General features: G+C 55.7%; 18 protein-coding genes. 13 read left to right on the top strand and 5 right to left on the bottom strand.

Annotated elements, in window-relative coordinates; translation table 11 throughout:
* Positions 1-44: 44 nt before the first annotated feature.
* From Q4A85_RS02095 to thrB, 3 genes are all read right to left on the bottom strand, one after another.
* Complete coding sequence (locus tag Q4A85_RS02095) at positions 45-902, bottom strand: phosphoribosylaminoimidazolesuccinocarboxamide synthase (protein ID WP_303107463.1); 858 nt, start codon at positions 900-902, stop codon at positions 45-47.
* Between the two features lie 166 nt (positions 903-1,068).
* The gene (locus tag Q4A85_RS02090) at positions 1,069-2,241 is read right to left on the bottom strand and encodes an alpha-hydroxy acid oxidase (RefSeq protein ID WP_303107461.1); all 1,173 of its coding nucleotides are present in this window, start codon (positions 2,239-2,241) and stop codon (positions 1,069-1,071) included.
* A 79-nt stretch (positions 2,242-2,320) separates the two neighbouring features.
* The gene (gene thrB, locus Q4A85_RS02085) at positions 2,321-3,244 is read right to left on the bottom strand and encodes a homoserine kinase (protein ID WP_303107460.1); all 924 of its coding nucleotides are present in this window, start codon (positions 3,242-3,244) and stop codon (positions 2,321-2,323) included.
* Between the two features lie 201 nt (positions 3,245-3,445).
* Between thrB and hisC the strand changes: the two genes are divergently transcribed.
* The 4 genes from hisC to hisB all read left to right on the top strand — a co-directional run bounded on the left by hisC (position 3,446) and on the right by hisB (position 6,401).
* On the top strand, positions 3,446-4,672 hold the full coding sequence (hisC, locus tag Q4A85_RS02080) for a histidinol-phosphate transaminase (RefSeq protein WP_303107458.1): 1,227 nt from the start codon (positions 3,446-3,448) through the stop codon (positions 4,670-4,672).
* Between the two features lie 249 nt (positions 4,673-4,921).
* Entirely contained in the window at positions 4,922-5,068 is a 147-nt protein-coding gene (locus tag Q4A85_RS02075; RefSeq protein WP_303107457.1) for a hypothetical protein, read from the top strand.
* A gap of 43 nt (positions 5,069-5,111) precedes the next feature.
* Positions 5,112-5,726: a GyrI-like domain-containing protein gene (locus Q4A85_RS02070; RefSeq protein WP_303107456.1), complete on the top strand. Its 615-nt coding sequence runs from the start codon at positions 5,112-5,114 to the stop codon at positions 5,724-5,726.
* An 81-nt stretch (positions 5,727-5,807) separates the two neighbouring features.
* The gene (gene hisB / locus Q4A85_RS02065) at positions 5,808-6,401 is read left to right on the top strand and encodes an imidazoleglycerol-phosphate dehydratase HisB (protein WP_303107454.1); all 594 of its coding nucleotides are present in this window, start codon (positions 5,808-5,810) and stop codon (positions 6,399-6,401) included.
* A gap of 326 nt (positions 6,402-6,727) precedes the next feature.
* On the opposite strand, the gene Q4A85_RS02060 is transcribed toward hisB, so the two are convergent.
* Positions 6,728-6,871: a hypothetical protein gene (locus Q4A85_RS02060; RefSeq protein ID WP_303107453.1), complete on the bottom strand. Its 144-nt coding sequence runs from the start codon at positions 6,869-6,871 to the stop codon at positions 6,728-6,730.
* A 143-nt stretch (positions 6,872-7,014) separates the two neighbouring features.
* Between Q4A85_RS02060 and Q4A85_RS02055 the strand changes: the two genes are divergently transcribed.
* The 5 genes from Q4A85_RS02055 (at position 7,015) to Q4A85_RS02035 (ending at position 12,450) form a co-directional block, all read left to right on the top strand.
* Positions 7,015-7,488, top strand: coding sequence for a putative molybdenum carrier protein (locus Q4A85_RS02055; RefSeq protein WP_303107452.1), 474 nt, complete (start codon positions 7,015-7,017; stop codon positions 7,486-7,488).
* Positions 7,489-7,604: 116 nt separating this feature from the next.
* Positions 7,605-8,609 carry an MBL fold metallo-hydrolase gene (locus Q4A85_RS02050; protein WP_303107450.1) on the top strand — a complete coding sequence of 335 codons (1,005 nt, stop codon included), beginning with the start codon at positions 7,605-7,607 and terminating at the stop codon, positions 8,607-8,609.
* 301 nt (positions 8,610-8,910) lie between these two features.
* The gene (gene ylqF / locus Q4A85_RS02045) at positions 8,911-9,849 is read left to right on the top strand and encodes a ribosome biogenesis GTPase YlqF (protein ID WP_303107448.1); all 939 of its coding nucleotides are present in this window, start codon (positions 8,911-8,913) and stop codon (positions 9,847-9,849) included.
* Positions 9,850-9,934: 85 nt separating this feature from the next.
* A complete protein-coding gene (locus tag Q4A85_RS02040; protein ID WP_368500164.1) occupies positions 9,935-12,034 on the top strand; it encodes an LTA synthase family protein in 2,100 nt (699 codons plus the stop codon).
* Positions 12,035-12,324: 290 nt separating this feature from the next.
* Entirely contained in the window at positions 12,325-12,450 is a 126-nt protein-coding gene (locus Q4A85_RS02035) for a hypothetical protein (RefSeq protein WP_303107447.1), read from the top strand.
* A gap of 176 nt (positions 12,451-12,626) precedes the next feature.
* On the opposite strand, the gene Q4A85_RS02030 is transcribed toward Q4A85_RS02035, so the two are convergent.
* Positions 12,627-13,904, bottom strand: a complete 1,278-nt coding sequence (locus Q4A85_RS02030) for a malic enzyme-like NAD(P)-binding protein (protein WP_303107527.1) — start codon at positions 13,902-13,904, stop codon at positions 12,627-12,629.
* A gap of 223 nt (positions 13,905-14,127) precedes the next feature.
* On the opposite strand from Q4A85_RS02030, the gene dut reads away from it, so the two are divergent.
* The 4 genes from dut (at position 14,128) to Q4A85_RS02010 (ending at position 16,448) form a co-directional block, all read left to right on the top strand.
* Positions 14,128-14,580, top strand: coding sequence for a dUTP diphosphatase (gene dut / locus Q4A85_RS02025; protein ID WP_303107445.1), 453 nt, complete (start codon positions 14,128-14,130; stop codon positions 14,578-14,580).
* Complete coding sequence (locus Q4A85_RS02020; RefSeq protein ID WP_303107443.1) at positions 14,580-15,236, top strand: 5-formyltetrahydrofolate cyclo-ligase; 657 nt, start codon at positions 14,580-14,582, stop codon at positions 15,234-15,236. Before dut ends, Q4A85_RS02020 begins: the two co-directional genes overlap by 1 nt.
* Positions 15,237-15,328: 92 nt before the next feature.
* Positions 15,329-15,535, top strand: coding sequence for a hypothetical protein (locus tag Q4A85_RS02015; RefSeq protein WP_303107442.1), 207 nt, complete (start codon positions 15,329-15,331; stop codon positions 15,533-15,535).
* Positions 15,536-15,971: 436 nt separating this feature from the next.
* The gene (locus Q4A85_RS02010; protein WP_303107440.1) at positions 15,972-16,448 is read left to right on the top strand and encodes a hypothetical protein; all 477 of its coding nucleotides are present in this window, start codon (positions 15,972-15,974) and stop codon (positions 16,446-16,448) included.
* Positions 16,449-16,488: the final 40 nt, after the last annotated feature.

The raw sequence follows: 16,488 nt of genomic DNA, 5'->3' as shown, positions 1-16,488 counted from the left end.
GTTTAGGCAGCCTGAAAATTAGCTTTCAGGCTGCCTTTGTGTGTTTATGCGGTCAATAGGCGCAGGGCTTCTTGGTATTTGGCGACGGTTTTGGCGAGTACGTCGGCGGGGATGGCGGGGACGGGGGGCTGTTTGTTCCAGCCGCTGTGTTCTAGCCAGTCGCGGATGAATTGTTTGTCAAACGATGGAGGATTGCTGCCGATTTGGTAGCTTTGCGCTGCCCAGAAGCGGCTGGAATCGGGGGTGAGCACTTCGTCCATTAGGGTGAGCGTGCCGTTTTCGTCTAGCCCAAATTCAAATTTGGTGTCGGCAATGATGATGCCGCGTGTGGCGGCGTATTCGGCGGCTTCGGTGTAGAGTTGGATGGCTTTGGCGCGCACTTGGTGGGCAAGTTCGCTGCCGATGATGTCGCTGCATTGGGCGAAGCTGATGTTTTCGTCATGCTCGCCGACTGCGGCTTTGGTGGATGGGGTGAAGATGACTTCGGGCAGTTTTTCGGCTTCGCGCAGGTTGGCAGGGAGTGGGATGCCGCAGATTGCGCCTGTGGCTTGGTAGGCTTTCCAGCCGCTGCCGCTGATGTAGCCGCGCACCACGGCTTCTATTTTGACGGGGGTGAGCCGTTTGGCGACGACGGCGCGTGCTGCGATGGCTTGGGCTTCGGCTTGGGGCAGGATGTCGTACACGGTTTGCCCTGTGAAGTGGTTGGGCATGATGTGGGCGAGTTTGTTGAACCAGAAGTTGGAGATTTGGGTCAGGATTTCGCCTTTGCGGGGGATGGGTTCGTTGAGTATGACATCAAAAGCGGATAGGCGGTCGCTGGCGACGATGAGCATGGTTTGGCTGTCTATTTCGTATAGGTCGCGGACTTTGCCTGAATAGAGTTTTTTGAGTGGGAGATTCATGGTTGGGGCTTTCTGGGGTGGTTGGGGGGAAGGGGATTGCGGTGGTTGGGGCAGCCTGAAAGGGGTGGGCTGCGGCGATGGTAAGCGTGGGTATGGCGGCGATACGCCATGTTCTGTTTCAGGCTGCATTGATTCTTGGGGCAGCCTGAAAAGATTGTATTGGGTTTCAGGCTGCCTTGGGGTAGCTGCCTGCTACCAAAATATCGCGGGTTACATTTTGGATGTCGCGGTGTCCTGTGAATGCCATGCTTAAATCCATTTCGTTGTACAGGATTTCTAGAGCGCGGGTTACGCCTGCTTCGCCGTAGGCGGCGAGCGCGTAGAGATGGGGTCGCCCGATGAATGTGCCGCGTGCGCCCAGTGCCCATGCTTTTAGGATGTCTTGCCCTGTGCGGATGCCGCCGTCTAGCCAGACTTCGGTTTGGCTGCCCACGGCTTGCACGATGGCGGGCAGGGCGCGGATGGTGGATGGCGCGCCATCTAGCTGCCTGCCGCCGTGGTTGGAGACGATGATGGCATCTGCACCGTGTTGCACGGCTTTTTCTGCGTCTTCGGGGTCTATGATGCCTTTGATGATGAGCTTGCCGCCCCATAGGTCTTTGATGTGGGCGATGTCGTCCCAGCTTAATTTGGGGTCAAATTGTTTGGCGACCCACGGCATCAGCTCGGCTAGGTTGGTTACGTCTTTGGCGTGTCCCGCGATGTTGCGGAAGGTGCGCCGTTGGGTGTTGAGCATTTTTAGCCCCCATTCTATTTTGCTGGCCAGGTTGAGCAGGTTGGAGAGCGTGGGGCGCGGGGGGACGGTGAGCCCGTTTTTGATGTCGCGGTGGCGTTGCCCGACGATTTGCAAATCGGCGGTGAGCACCAGCGTGCTGCATTGGGCATCTTGGGCGCGGCGGATTAAATCGGCCATAAATTCGCGGTCGCGCATCACATAAAGCTGAAACCAGAATGGGGCGGTGGTGTTTTCGGCAACGTCTTCTATGGAGCAGATGGACATGGTGGATAGGGTGTAGGGGATGCCAAATTTTTCGCAGGCGCGGGCGGCAAGGATTTCGCCATCGGCGTGGAACATACCTGTTAGCCCTGTGGGGGCGATGGCGAGCGGCATTTTGACGGTTTGCCCGAGCATTTGGGTTTGCAAGCTGCGGTTTTCCATATCCACCAGCACGCGCTGGCGAAATTGGATGGGGGCGAAATCGGCGGCGTTGGCGTGGTAGGTGGATTGTGTCCACGAGCCTGTGTCGGCGTATTCGTAGAACATTTTAGGCAGCTTGCGGCAGGCAACTTGGCGCAGGTCTTCGATGGTGGTGATTTGGGATAGGGGTGGGGTGAACATGGGGGGTGTCCTTGTGGGTAGTAAACATTAAAGGCAGCCTGAAACGCTTGGGGATGCGTTTTCAGGCTGCCTTTGCGATTTATGCGCTGCGGTAGGCGAGTAATAAATTGCGGAATACGTTGGGGTCTTTGATAAAGGTCATTTCGCCTTCGGCGGGGAAGTGGTAATCCAGCAGGCGGGAAACCCAGAAGCGGATGCAGCCTGCGCGGTAGGCGGTGGGCAGGTAGTCTTGTTCGGCGGGGGTTAGGCGGCGGATGCTCTGGTAGCCGTTTAGGAAGGCTTGTTGCAGGGTGGGGTCTATGTGGTTGTCGGCAGTGCGCGCCCAGTCGTTGATGGCGATGGCGATGTCGTAAACAAAGCTGCCGTGGCAGGCGTAGTAAAAATCGATGAAACCTGCGACTTGGTCGCCGTGGAGCAATACGTTGTCTTTGAATAAATCGGCGTGGATGATGCCGCTGGGCAGGTGGGTGTCGGGGTGTTGGGCTAGGTGGGCGATTTCGTCTTGCAGCAGCTGCGCGTCTTGGGGTTCTAGGTGGGGGGCGAGTTGGGCTTCGCTGTTGCGCCACCATGTTGCGTGGCGGGGATTGGGCATGGTTTGGGGAAAGGTTGCGCCTGCAAGGTGCATTTGGGCGAGCATTGCGCCTGTGCTGCGGCATTGGGCGGCAGTGGGATAGGCGACATCGCTGCCGTTGAGTTTTTCTACGATGCAGGCGGGTTTGCCTGCTAATGTGGCGGTGAGTGCGCCATTGCGTTGGGCGATGGGGGCGGGGCAGGCTACGGCGTTTGCGCTTAGGTGTTGGGTGAGCGCCATAAAAAAGGGCACTTCGTGCGCTTTTAGGGTTTCAAACACGGTGAGCACATAGCTGCCGCTCGTGGTATGCAGAAAATAATTGCTGTTGGTTACGCCTTGGGCGATGCCTTGCAGGGATTGAAATTCGCCGAGATGGTATTGGGTGAGCAGTTGGCGCATTTCGTCGTTGGATACGCTGGTGTAAACGGACATAAGGCAGCCTGAAAATGAACGAGGTTGAAAGGGGACCATGATAGCAAATTTAGGCGGCTTCGGCAGCCTGAAAAGGGGTGCGCGGGGTGGTTTCAGGCTGCTGCAAACTCTGTTTGGGCGTGGTTGGTGTTTTGTGATACATTTAACGCGCTTTAACCAAGCCACTCAACCATTTAACCATCTCTAACGAAAGCCCAAACCATGTCCACATCCGTTATCCGCCCCGATATTCTCGCCCAAACCGCTTACCACGTTGCCGATGCGCCCGATGGCTTTATCAAACTGGACGCAATGGAAGTGCCGTATCAATTTTCGGCAGAACTGCGCGCCGAGCTTGCCCACGAGCTTGCCGCCGCGCCAATTAACCGCTATCCCAACATCACCACCAGCCCTTTGCCCGCCTTGCTGCGCAGCACGTTTGCCATCCCCGAAGCCGCGCAAATCGTGCTGGGCAACGGCTCGGACGAAATCATCCAGTTCATTACGCTGCTGGTTGCCCAAGCCAACGCCACCGTGCTGGCGGTTGAACCCAGTTTTGTGATGTATCGCCGCAATGCGGAACTCTTTGGCATGAACTACATCGGCGTACCGCTCAACCCCGATTTCACGCTCAACTTGGAAGCCACACTCAAAGCCATCCAGCAACACAAGCCCGCGCTGATTTTTCTCGCCTACCCCAACAACCCCACGGGCGTGCCGTTTAGCCGCGAAGCGGTGGAAGCCATCATCCAAGCCGCCACAGGCATCATCGTGATAGACGAAGCCTACGGCGCGTTTAGCCACGACAGCTTGCTTGACCAAGCAGGGCAGCCTGAAAACCTAGTCGTGATGCGCACATTAAGCAAAATCGGCTTCGCAGGCTTGCGCGTGGGCTACGCCGCGGGCAGCCCCGCCGTGATGGGCGAGTTGGCAAAAATCATGCCGCCTTACAACATGAACCAGCTTAGCCTTGCCGCCGCCGCTTTCGCCCTGCGCCATGCCGATGTGTTCACGCAGCACATAGAAACGCTAAAAAACGAACGCGCCCGCGTGGGCAACGCGCTGGCAGAGTTGGAAGATGTAACCGTGTTCCCCAGCGAAGCCAATTTTGTAACCGCCCGCCTGCCCGATGCCACGCTGGCGTTTAACACGCTGAAAGACAACAAAATTTTGGTGAAAAACCTGCACGGCACGCATCCTTCGCTGCAAAACTGCCTGCGCCTAACCATCGGCACGCCCGAAGAAAACGACCAAGTGCTGCGCGTGCTGGGCAACGTGATTGCCGACCACGTTCGCGCCAAACAAAGCGGCTTCTACGCCAACGCCGAAGCCATCACCAAGCTCAACGCAGGCATGATTAAAGGCGTGCTGCTGGCGGTGGTGCTGTTCTCGCTGATGAGTATTTATTTGTGCAGCCATTATTTTGGCGATTTGGTGGTGGCGGTTTAAGCTACTTTTTAGGCTGCCTGAAAATATAGTTGATTAACATTTCAATGATACGGCGTTGCCATTTCATGCGTTGCGCCGCATACCACGCTTACCATGCGCTGTATAGCAACCATGCGCTCTTTGTGTTAACAACGCAAAGGCAGCCTGAAACGCACTCAAATACGTTTTAGCTTCGCTGAAACACGCTTCGCTCGTTTTCAGGCTGCCTATTCAAAATCCCATTTCACACACCACCACAAGGACACAACCATGCGAACCGCCACCGTCACCCGCAACACCAGCGAAACCCAAATCACCGCGAGATTTCAGGCTGCCTTTTGTGCCTTAAATCAAACCTATTCGGATTGGGCTGGAAAAAAACCCGGAAACGGGAACAATATCCACGGCTGCCCGTAAGGCAGCCTGAAACCCGAAAATGAAAACAGGAAAGGAAACCCCGATGAAACAAGACTGGAAAAAATCCCATAAAGACCTATACGGCATCAAAACCCAACCTGTATTACTCAACGTTCCCACCCAGCGGTTCATCATGATAGACGGCAAGGGCAACCCCAATGCCGCCGATTTTTCCGAACGCGTGGGTGCGCTGTACAGTCTCGCGTATGCCATAAAGATGGGATACAAAAAAACCGCCGCAGGGCGGGAAATTGATGATTTTGCCGTTTATCCGCTGGAAGGCGTGTGGCGGCAGAAAACGCAGGCAGGGAAGGGCGCATTGGACAAAGACAGTCTGGCATACACCGTCATGATTGCCCAGCCCGATTTCGTCACCCCCGAAATGTGGCAGGACGCGCTGGAAAAAACCCGCATCAAAAAGCCCAATCCGCTTTATGAAGAAGTGCGCTTTGCGAGTATGTCGGACGGCAAATGCGTCAACATTCTGCACGTCGGCACGTTTGACGACGAACCGCGCTCGTTTGCCGAAATGGACCGCTTCTGCCGGGAACACGGTTTGCGGCGCAGCAGCGATATCCACCGCGAAATCTATCTGAGCAACGCCAACCGCACCGCACCCGAAAAACTCAAAACGATATTGCGCTATGCGGTGGAATAGCGGTTTTCAGGCAGCCTGAACGGAGATTTTCAGGCTGCCTATTCAAAATCCCATTTCACACACCACCACAAGGACACAACCATGCGAACCGCCACCATCACCCGCAACACCAGCGAAACCCAAATCACCGTATCGCTCAACCTAGACGGCACAGGCAAAGCCCGCTTTGACACAGGCATCCCCTTTTTGGAACACATGCTAGACCAAATCGCCCGCCACGGCTTGATAGACCTAGACATCGTATGCAAGGGCGATTTGCACATAGACGACCACCACAGCGTAGAAGACATCGGCATCACGCTTGGGCAAGCACTCAAAGCCGCGCTGGGCGACAAAATCGGCATCCGCCGCTACGGGCACAGCTATGTGCCGCTGGATGAAGCATTAAGCCGCGTGGTGCTGGATTTATCAGGACGCGCAGGGCTGGAATACCACATTGACTTTACCCGCGCCACCATCGGCAAGTTTGACGTGGACTTGTTCAGCGAGTTTTTCCACGGGCTGGTGAACCACGCCATGATAACGCTGCATATTGACAACCTGCGCGGCAAAAATGCCCACCACCAAGCCGAAACCGTGTTCAAAGCATTCGGGCGCGCGCTGCGCATGGCGGTGGAATACGATGAGCGCATGGCGGGCAAAATGCCCTCTACCAAAGGGACGCTAACGGCGTAGTGTTTGCGGTGTAGATAGGTTTTCAGGCTGCCTTTGTGTGATGTAAGGCAGCCTGAAAACATTGTAAAACCTGTAACCGATGGAGCGTCGGCGGCTCGCCGACATTTTGAAAAATCAGTAATGCTATGTTTTAATAAGTGTTGGCAACGAGCCGTCGCCGCTCCATTTTAGGTTTCAGGCTGTTGTTGGGGGTTTTGCAAAGGTTTCAGCCTGAAAACCCTGAAACAAAATTCAGCGAAACCAAAATAAAGCCCCACCGTCAACACAAAAAAACCTGCATTCCAGCAATATAGCCGCGAATACAGGTTCTTCCATTTCAGGCTGCCCTAGCCGCCGCACACGCCGCAGCAACCGCTTTCGCCGTGTTCCTTTTTCTCATCGTTTGCGTTGTTCAAAACAGGCAGTTCTATCTCTTGTGCTTCGTTGTTTTGTTCGTTTACATCGTTTACTTGAATGGTGTTTTCGCCCATGGTTTTTCCTTAAAAGCGAGGTTAATCAAGCGGCAGCAGATTATAGCGTGTTTACGCGCCATCAGGCAGCCTGAAACCACCCTAGCCCATTTTCAGGCTGCTATCATCGTTTATTTCAACTGCATCGCTGAAAGGACAAACCCATGCTCAAAATCATCTCGGGCGCGCAAACAGGCGTGGATAGGGGCGCGCTCAATGCCGCGCTGGCTCATTCCATCCCCTGCGGCGGTTGGTGTCCCGAAGACCGCCGCGCAGAAGACGGCATCATCGCCCCGCACTACCCCGTTATCCCGCTGCCCAACGCGGGTTATCGCAAGCGCACGCGCCAAAATGTGCAAGACAGCGATGCCACCGTTATCATTTATTATGCCCAAATCCAGCTTAACAGCGGCACCGCGCTCACGCTCAAAACTTGCTTGGAAAAACACAGGCCCTTTTTGTTGATAGACCTGCAAACCGTTGCCCCCGCCATCGCAGGGCAAAACATTGCCCGCTTTGTGCAGCAGCATCATATCCGCGTACTCAATTTTGGCGGACCGCGCCAATCCAGCGTGCCGATGATTGAACACTACACCGAGCAAGCCGTTGCTCATGCCATCCAATTATTAGCCATATAGGCAGCCTGAAACGAGCGAAGCAAGTTTCAGCGAAGCTAAAACAGCATTTAAACTCATTTTCAGGCTGCCCCAAACCCCGTATCATCCACTCTCTTTTTACCCCGCCCCAACACACCATGCGCTACCCCATCCGCCCCGCCAGCGACCACTACCATCCCATCCAGCAAAAATTCTATGTAACCCCGCCGCAGCAGCCCGTGCAAGGCGGCATCCAAACCATGCTGCGCTGGCTCAAAGCCATGACGCTGGATGCCAAACGCTACGCCCCGCCCGCGCCCCTGCCCAGCCAAAGCCCCGATTGGGCAACCTTTTTGCAAGACGACCAACCGCGCTTGGTGTGGTTTGGGCACAGCAGCGTGTTCATCCGCATCGCAGGCAAAACCCTGCTGCTAGACCCCGTGTTCAGCCAATACGCATCGCCCATCCCGCTTATCTCGCGCCGTTATCAAGCCCCACCCGCCAGCCTTGCCCAGCTGCCGCCTGTGGACTACATCCTATACAGCCACAACCACTACGACCACCTAGACCAAACCACCGTTAAGCACCACATCCACAGCGCAACCCAGTTTATCGTACCGCTCAACCTTGGCACGCTGCTGCAAAAATGGGGCATCCCCGCGCAGCGCATCATTGAGCTAGACTGGTGGCAACACACCGCCATCGGCAGCCTGAAAATCCACGCCGTGCCCGCACGGCACAACAGCAGCCGCGGCTGGGGCGACTTCAACAAAACCCTATGGGCGGGCTACATCATCCAAACCCCGCAGCACACGCTTTATTTTTCGGGCGACAGCAGCTACGGCAGCCACTACGCCCAAATCCAACAACGCTTCCCCAAAATAGACCTTGCCCTTGTGGAAAACGGACAATACAACGCCAGCTGGCGCGACAACCATATGCACCCCGAAGAAACCGCCCAAGCCATCGCCGACTTACGCGCCCACCGCTTTATGCCGATACATTGGGGGATGTTTAGCCTTGCCATGCACCCGTGGGATGAACCCGTGCGCCGCAGCATCCCCCTTGTTCGCGCGCAAAACATCGCCACGCTTACCCCCACGCTCGGGCAAGTGTTTACGCTGGATACGCCAACGAGCGACTGGTGGGGGCAAGTAAAATGATATAATTCAACTGCGTTTCAGGCTGCCTATTATGTAAACACAGACAGCCTGAAAACCCGTTTACAAGCCTAAGCCCATTCCATCCATTTTCAGGCTGAAATCTTTGCAAAACCTGCAACCGATGGAGCGTCGGCGGCTCGCCGACATCTTGGCAAATCAGTCATGCGATGTTTAATCAGCCATTTGGCGACGAGCCGCCACCGCTCCATTTTAGGTTTCAGGCTGCTATTTAGGGGTTTTGCAAAGGTTTCAGGCTGCCCCATCCCAACCAACATCCAACCCCAACACGAAAGCACCCCACATGGCAATCCAATGGTTTCCCGGCCACATGAACAAAGCAAAAAAAGCCATCGCCGAGCGCATCAAAAGCGTGGACATGGTGATAGAAATGCTAGACGCACGCCTGCCCGCATCCAGCGAAAACCCCCTGCTCGCCCAGCTATCCAAAGGCAAGCCCAAGCTCAAAATACTCAACAAACAAGACTTAGCTGACCCCGAGCGCACCCAAAGCTGGCTAGACTACTACGTCAGCCAAGCGCAAACCCAAGCCATCGCGCTAGACAGTTCCGAAAAAGCCACCGCCCCCAAAATCACCACCGCCTGCCGCAGCCTAATGCCCAACCGCACAGGCATAGACAAACCCCTGCGTGTGCTCATTTGCGGCATCCCCAACGTGGGCAAATCCACGCTTATCAACGGCATGATAGGCAAAAAATCCGCCAAAACAGGCAACGAACCGGGCATCACCAAAGCCGAACAACGCCTATTTTTGGCGGACGACTTTTGGCTCTACGACACGCCGGGGATGCTGTGGCCCAAAATCATCGTAGAACAATCGGGCTACAATCTAGCCGCCAGCGGCGCAATCGGGCGCAACGCGCTGGATGAAGAAGAAGTCGCGCTGGAACTCTTGGACTACCTGCGCCGCCACTACCTGCCCCTGCTGCAAGCGCGATACGCCGCCGACAAAGACCCCAGCAGCCATTGGCAAGACACCCAATGGCTAGAATGGATAGCGCAAAAACGCGGCGCAGTATTAAGCGGCAACCGCATCAACTACCAAAAAGCCGCCGAACTCATCCTAACCGACTTTCGCGAAGGCAAAATCGGACGCATCACGCTGGAAACGCCAAGCCAATGGGAAACATGGCTCAAAGCCGCCCGCAAAAAAGAAGCCGGACTCAAAGCCCAACGCGAAGCACGCCAAGCCGCACGCAAAGGGCAAGCGCAAGGCTCGTGAATAGCAAAGGCAGCCTGAAAGATGATTTTCAGGCTGCCCTAAAAAATATGCTGGCTGGATTACCGTTGGCGACAAGCAGTATAGATTGAACATTCCGCAACCTGTTCCTTCCCCCGCTAGCGGGGGAAGGTTAGGATGGGGGTGGCAGGTTAAACAGCCGCCCCCAGTCCGCAGAACAGAACATCGCCAAACGATTTTCAGGCTGCCCCAACACCCAAGGCAGCCTGAAACCCAATCCACACCATCCACCCCATCCCCCAACTCTCCCCACAAAAAACTCACCATGCCCTCCCACCCCCCCCGCCCCATCTGGACACTCCCCATCATCGTGCTCACACTCGCCGCGCTCATCTTCGCCGCCCTGCGCATCGCCCTACGCGCCGCCTATCCGCACTATTTCGCCGACACCCACCTGCTGCCCGCCTTGCTCACAGGCGCGCGCTTTGACTTAAAACTCGCCATTATCGCCCTTGCCCCCTGCCTGCTGTGGTGGCTTGTGCCCACCCGCCGCGCCCGCGTGGCCACCGCATGGCTCGCCTTTGCGCTGCTGGTCGCCCAGCTCGGGCTGGGCATCGCCGATTTAGCCTATTTCGGCGAAGTCAGCCGCCACATCGGCAGCGATTTGCTCAACATCGGCGGCGACATCGGCAGCATCATCGGCATCGCACTCGGCTCGCGCCTTGTTTACACCCTAGCCGCATTCGCCGCCTTTGCCGCGCTCGCCTATTTATGGCAACGCAGCGTGATACGCATCGCCCGCGCCCCCATCCAAGGCAGCCTGAAAAGCCAAATCCCCACCATCATCGTGTTACTCGTGGGCTACGTTTTTCTTGCGCGCGGCATGGTGTTCACAGGCAAACCGCTAAACAGCATAGATGCCTTTAACGGTAACGGGCAAAGCCAAGCCAACCTTACCCTAAATGGCACGCTGGTAACGCTGCAAGCCCTAAACGACCGCCGCCAAGCCGCCCCGCTGCATTATCTGGACGATGCCACTGCCCAACGCATCGCCGCCGAACACCCCCACCCCTTCCGCTACCAAAGCAGCAACCCGCCCAGCCGCAAAAACGTCATCATCCTGCTGCTGGAAAGTTGGAGCTACAAATACATCGACGCGCTCGCAGGCAATGGCTACCGCGCCACGCCCCACATGGACGCGCTCATCGCCCAAAGCCAAGTGTGGACCAACTTCTACGCCGCAGGGCAACGCAGCATCATCGGCATCCAAGCCAGCCTAACTTCCGTGCCCGCCCTGCCCAACCGCCAGCCCATCGGCTTCGGGCTAGAACTCAACAACATGAGCCGCATCGCCGAACTCGCGCAGCAACAAGGCTACCGCACCCTGATGCTGCAAACATCCAACCGCCGCTCGTTCCACATCGACGGCGTAGCCAAAGCCATCGGCTTTCAAGAATACTACGGCAAAGAAGACGTACCCATCATCCGCGCCTACCCGCAAGACCCGCCCCCGTTCGGCTGGGACTACGACAGCCTGATGTATTTCGGCAAACAAATCAGCCGCCAGCCCCAGCAGCCCTTTTTCGCCTTCTTTTTCAGCGGCACCACCCACGAACCCTACGCCCGCACAGGCAAAGAATTTGACACCCGACCCCACGCCGAAACAGGCGAAAACGGCTTTCTCAACACCCTGCAATACAGCGACTGGGCCATCGCCCAATTCATGCAATACGCCGCCCAGCAACCGTGGCACAACAACACCATCTACATCTTCATGGCAGACCACACCCGCAACGAACCCATCCGCAGCGACAGCGCACGCGAGCAATACCACATCCCGCTCATCGTTTACCACCCCCAATGGCAGCCTGAAAAACACCCCCAGCTCGCCAGCCAATACGACATCCTGCCCACCCTAGCCGACTGGCTCGGCATCCAGCAACCCGTGTACACCTTCGGGCGCAGCCTTGCCCAAGACCACAACCCGCCGCAAAACAACGAACTGCCCCTAATACTCAACCACGGCGACGATGCCTATATTCTCAGCAGCAACGGCATCGCCCCGCTCACCCAAGGCAGCCTGAAAACCGCAGGCTTCAACAACGCAGCCCGTTCCAGCGCAGCCCAAACCCCAAACAGCAGCGCATGGCAGCAAGACCTGCAATACGAACAATGGCGCATCCAAACCGCCGATGAAAAACTGCGGCAGAACCAATGGGCGCAGTGAGCGGGGGACAATAGGCAGCCTGAAAATGATTTACACACGTTTTCAGGCTGCCTATTGGTTTTTTTCACACGATTAACATTAGGCAGCCTGAAACCTTTGCCAAACCTAAAATAAAATAAAAAATGGTCAATCAATCGTCATTCCCGCGTAAGCGGGAATCTTGGTTGAATTCATGCAATGAATTGTTTTTACGGAAATTTTTGAATATCAAACAAGGTTCCCGCCTACGCAGGAATGACGGCATTTCTTGTGTTTCAAGCTGCTGTTAGGGGTTTTGCAAAGGTTTCAATTTGTCGCAACCGCTCTCTAATGTTCATGCGTGGTGGATGCGACACAACAACAACGCAGTCGCCCGCCCTACTCTGCCACCCATAAAAAAGCAGCCTGAAACGCTTATTTCTCGGGTGGTGTCCTAAAAAGTATGCTGCTTGTTTTTTTAGTAATTTAAATTAGCCAAATTCCGCTGTTTTAACAGGAAATTTTGTACGATAGAAATATCGTTATTGGCTTGACGTTTTATGTCAGCATACTTTTTAGGACACCACCATTTCTCGTTTTCAGGCTGCCTTATGGTTCACAAATCAATCAGCGATTATTTTTTCTCCAAGCTCGCTGCATAAGCCGCCAAATCAGCAATCGGGCGTGCTGCCACGCCGCTTTCGGCGGCGGCTTTGGCAACGGCGGGCGCGATGCGCGAAATCAGGCGCGGGTCAAACGGCGTGGGAATCAGGTATTCCGCGCCGAAAGTGAAATCGCGGTTTTGGTATGCCGAGCGCACCGCTTCGGGCACGGGCTCGTGCGCCAAATCGGCAATGGCATACACCGCGGCTTTTTTCATCGCTTCGTTGATTTCGCTTGCACCGCAGTCTAATGCGCCACGGAACAAGAATGGGAAGCACAATACATTGTTGATTTGGTTGGGGTAATCGGAACGACCTGTGCCGATAATCACGTCCGCGCGCGCTTCTTTGGCAACGGGTGGTTTGATTTCGGGATTGGGGTTCGCCATCGCAAACACCAAGGGCTTATCCGCCATGGTTTTCAGCATTTCAGGCGAGAGCAAATCTGCGCCCGATAGCCCCAAGAAAATGTCTTTGCCAACTACCGCGTCTGCCAGCGTGCGCTGTCCGTTGTCGGCAATGGCGTAGTGCGCTTTGGTGGCATCCATGCTGTTGCGGTCTTCGCGCGTTTGGTAAATCACACCTTTACGGTCGCACAGGGTAACGTTTTCGCGTTTTAAGCCCAACGCCACCAGCAAGTTGGTGCAGGCAATCGCTGCCGCGCCCGCGCCTGAAACCACAAGGGTTACGTCTTCAATTTTTTTGCCCACTACGCGCAAGCCGTTGATGGTGGCGGCGGCGGTGATGATGGCGGTGCCGTGTTGGTCGTCGTGGAAAATGGGGATATGGCAGCGTTCTTTTAATTTTTTCTCAATGTAGAAGCACTCTGGGGCTTTGATGTCTTCCAAATTAACGCCGCCAAATGTGGGTTCTAGCGCGGCGATGATGTCCACCAGCTTGTCGGGGTCGTGTTCGTTGATTTCAATGTCAAACACATCAATGCCTGCAAATTTTTTGAACAACACGCCCTTGCCTTCCATCACGGGCTTGCTCGCTTGCGCGCCGATGTCGCCCAAACCCAGCACCGCTGTGCCGTTGGAAATCACCGCCACCAAGTTGCCTTTGGCGGTGTATTTATAGGCATCGGCGGGGTTGGCGTGGATTTCCATGCACGGCGCGGCAACACCGGGGGAATACGCCAACGCCAAATCTTGCTGTGTTGCCAACGATTTGGTCGGCGTTACGCTCACTTTGCCGGGAACGGGGAATTGGTGGAAATCTAACGCTGCTTGCTTCAACTGTTCATCTATTTTCATGATGTGTGCCTTTTTGAGAAGGTTAGAAAAATCTGTTGGGTTTAGAACCTGTGTTCACTATTTGCCTAGGCAAATAAATAAATACAGGTTCTTACACAGCCTAACAGAACGTGGGGGAAAATTTACGGTATCATAACAGTTTTTTAGTCATCCTGAAACTGGATGTAGTTTTTTGTTTTCAGGCTGCCTTAGCGCAATCCAAATAAAAGGAAACACCATGCACCCCACCATCCAACTCAAAATTCTCAACCCCAAAATCGCCGAACACCTGCCGCAATACGCCACGCAAGGCAGCGCCGGGCTAGACTTGCGCGCCTGCATAGACGCGCCGCAAACCATCCGCGCAGGCGAAACCGCACTCATCCCCACAGGCATCGCCATCCACATCGCCAACCCCAATCTTGCCGCCACCATCTTGCCGCGCTCAGGGCTGGGGCATAAACACGGCATCGTGCTGGGCAATTTGGTCGGCTTGATTGATTCCGACTACCAAGGCGAGCTGATGGTGTCGCTGTGGAACAGAAGCCAAGCCGATTTCACCATTGCCCCGCTAGACCGCATCGCGCAGATGGTCATCATGCCCGTGGTGCAAGCGCAGTTTGCCATTGTGGACGATTTCGCCAGCAGCGAGCGCGGTGCAGGCGGCTTTGGCAGCACAGGGCGCGGCTGATGAATACGCTATTTCGGCAGCCTGAAAACCTATCGCCGCAAGCCGATAAACGTGAAATCCGCCGCACGCTGCGCCTTGCCCGCAAAAGGCAGCCTGAAAACGCCCGCCGCGCTGCCGAACGCCGCATCAACAGCGAACTCAACCGCTTCATCAAACGCGGCAAACGCATCGCCGTATATTGGGCAATCGGCAGCGAACTGCGGCTGGACAGCTTCGCCCGCACAGCCCAACAACGCGGCGCACAAGTCTATCTGCCCTACATTGCCCCACGCAGCCTGAAACTCTGGTTCACGCCCCACCCCATCATGCGCCAAGGCAGCCTGAAAGCCGCAGGCTTCAACAGAGTTAAAACAGCCCAGCCCGAACGCCCGCGCCGCCGCAGCCAAATCCAAGTGCCGCAATTTCATGGCAACAAAATCCGCGCCCAATCGCTGCACATCATGGTGTTGCCCATTGTCGGCATAGACCAGCGCGGCTACCGCCTAGGGCAAGGCGGCGGCTACTACGACTGCACACTAGCCGCCACCCCACGCAGCCTGAAACCGCAAACCATCGCCGCAGGCTTCGCCTGCCAAAGCCTGCCCCAACTGCCTACGCAAAGCCACGATATCCGCGTGCGCTACTTTGCCAGCGAACGCGGCGTATGGCGGTTTTAGGCAGCCTGAAACCTTAGAACCTGTATTCACTATTTCCATAGGCATCTTTTATGCCCTAAAAACGTGGCTACTGCGTTAAAAATACTCGCAAGGTGTCCGACCTTACTGCGCTTTTTGCCTTGTATCCACGCTTTTATGTCATAAAATCTGCCTATGGAAATAGTGAATACAGGTTCTTAAAATGGAGCGGCGGCGGCTCGTCGCCAACGTTTATTAAACAGCGCATGGCTGATTTGCCAAGATGCCAGCAAGCCGCCGACGCTCCATCAGTTACAGATTTTGCAAAGGTTGCAGCCTGAAAATCGGATAACAAAATAGCAATCGCCCAATCCCCCCCACCATCCAACCCAACCCTTACCAGCGCACGGCTTGCACGCAAGCCGTAGGGAACGCGGGGCAAACATTTCAGGCTGCCCAGCCTTCGCCCCCGCGCTCAAAGTTTCAGGCTGCCTTGATGCGCGAATGTAAGGCAGTCTGAAAACGCAACCGTAGCAGCCCATCCCCTTTTTCATGGCGTTGCGCCGCCATACCCACGCTTGCCATTGCCGTAACCCCACCCGCCGCACTTCGTCCCGCCCCATCAGCAGCCCGAAATGTAGTCAAATGTAGTCAAACCAACCCGAGCCCATGCACTACACACTCCCGCCCAACCCCTAAGCCTACACCCAAGCCGCCTACCTTGTTGCCGGCCAAAGCCAGCATCGCCATCAAAGCAAAATCCTGCTCGCGCTGTTTGTGCTGCTGCTCACCGCCGCCGCCCTGTTTATCCGCAGCGCAACCCAGCAGCTCAACAGCGTCCTGCAAGATTGGGACATCGCCGCCGACAGCGAACTCCACGCGCAGATTGCTCACCACATCAACGCCGTGATGCTTACCTTGGGCGCATTGTGGTGCAGCATCTTGCTGCTGATAGTCTGCTCACAACACTTCACACTCCGCCGCGCCATGCGCCAAAGCCATTTGCTGCACGAAAGCCAATTCACCGCCGATGCCGCAGGCTGCCGCCAAGTCTATCCGCAGGAAAACGAAGTTTGGTATAGCTGGGCAACGCTCACCCACGTTGGCGAACAGCAAGGCAATGTGGTGCTGGCGTTTGGCAGCCAGTTCATCGTATTGCCGCGCAGCATTTTTGCCGATGATAACGAACGGCACAGCGTGGTGGTGCAGATAACCGCGTGGCAACGCGCCGTGCAGCAGCCCAAGGCAGCCTGAAAATTTACATTCCACACAAACAAAACCAATTACCATTACT

This window comes from Kingella sp. (in: b-proteobacteria) (assembly GCF_030527935.1).
Lineage (GTDB): Bacteria > Pseudomonadota > Gammaproteobacteria > Burkholderiales > Neisseriaceae > Kingella_B.
This window is presented reverse-complemented; position numbering and strand designations above follow the sequence as displayed.

Excerpts from the sequence above, each read along its gene's own strand:
- Q4A85_RS02095 (WP_303107463.1), bottom strand. The coding sequence starts at position 902 with ATGAATCTCCCACTCAAAAAACTCTATTCAGGCAAAGTCCGCGACCTA.
- Q4A85_RS02090 (WP_303107461.1), bottom strand. The coding sequence starts at position 2,241 with ATGTTCACCCCACCCCTATCCCAAATCACCACCATCGAAGACCTGCGC.
- thrB (WP_303107460.1), bottom strand. The coding sequence starts at position 3,244 with ATGTCCGTTTACACCAGCGTATCCAACGACGAAATGCGCCAACTGCTC.
- hisC (WP_303107458.1), top strand. The coding sequence starts at position 3,446 with ATGTCCACATCCGTTATCCGCCCCGATATTCTCGCCCAAACCGCTTAC.
- Q4A85_RS02075 (WP_303107457.1), top strand. The coding sequence starts at position 4,922 with ATGCGAACCGCCACCGTCACCCGCAACACCAGCGAAACCCAAATCACC.
- Q4A85_RS02070 (WP_303107456.1), top strand. The coding sequence starts at position 5,112 with ATGAAACAAGACTGGAAAAAATCCCATAAAGACCTATACGGCATCAAA.
- hisB (WP_303107454.1), top strand. The coding sequence starts at position 5,808 with ATGCGAACCGCCACCATCACCCGCAACACCAGCGAAACCCAAATCACC.
- Q4A85_RS02060 (WP_303107453.1), bottom strand. The coding sequence starts at position 6,871 with ATGGGCGAAAACACCATTCAAGTAAACGATGTAAACGAACAAAACAAC.
- Q4A85_RS02055 (WP_303107452.1), top strand. The coding sequence starts at position 7,015 with ATGCTCAAAATCATCTCGGGCGCGCAAACAGGCGTGGATAGGGGCGCG.
- Q4A85_RS02050 (WP_303107450.1), top strand. The coding sequence starts at position 7,605 with ATGCGCTACCCCATCCGCCCCGCCAGCGACCACTACCATCCCATCCAG.
- ylqF (WP_303107448.1), top strand. The coding sequence starts at position 8,911 with ATGGCAATCCAATGGTTTCCCGGCCACATGAACAAAGCAAAAAAAGCC.
- dut (WP_303107445.1), top strand. The coding sequence starts at position 14,128 with ATGCACCCCACCATCCAACTCAAAATTCTCAACCCCAAAATCGCCGAA.
- Q4A85_RS02020 (WP_303107443.1), top strand. The coding sequence starts at position 14,580 with ATGAATACGCTATTTCGGCAGCCTGAAAACCTATCGCCGCAAGCCGAT.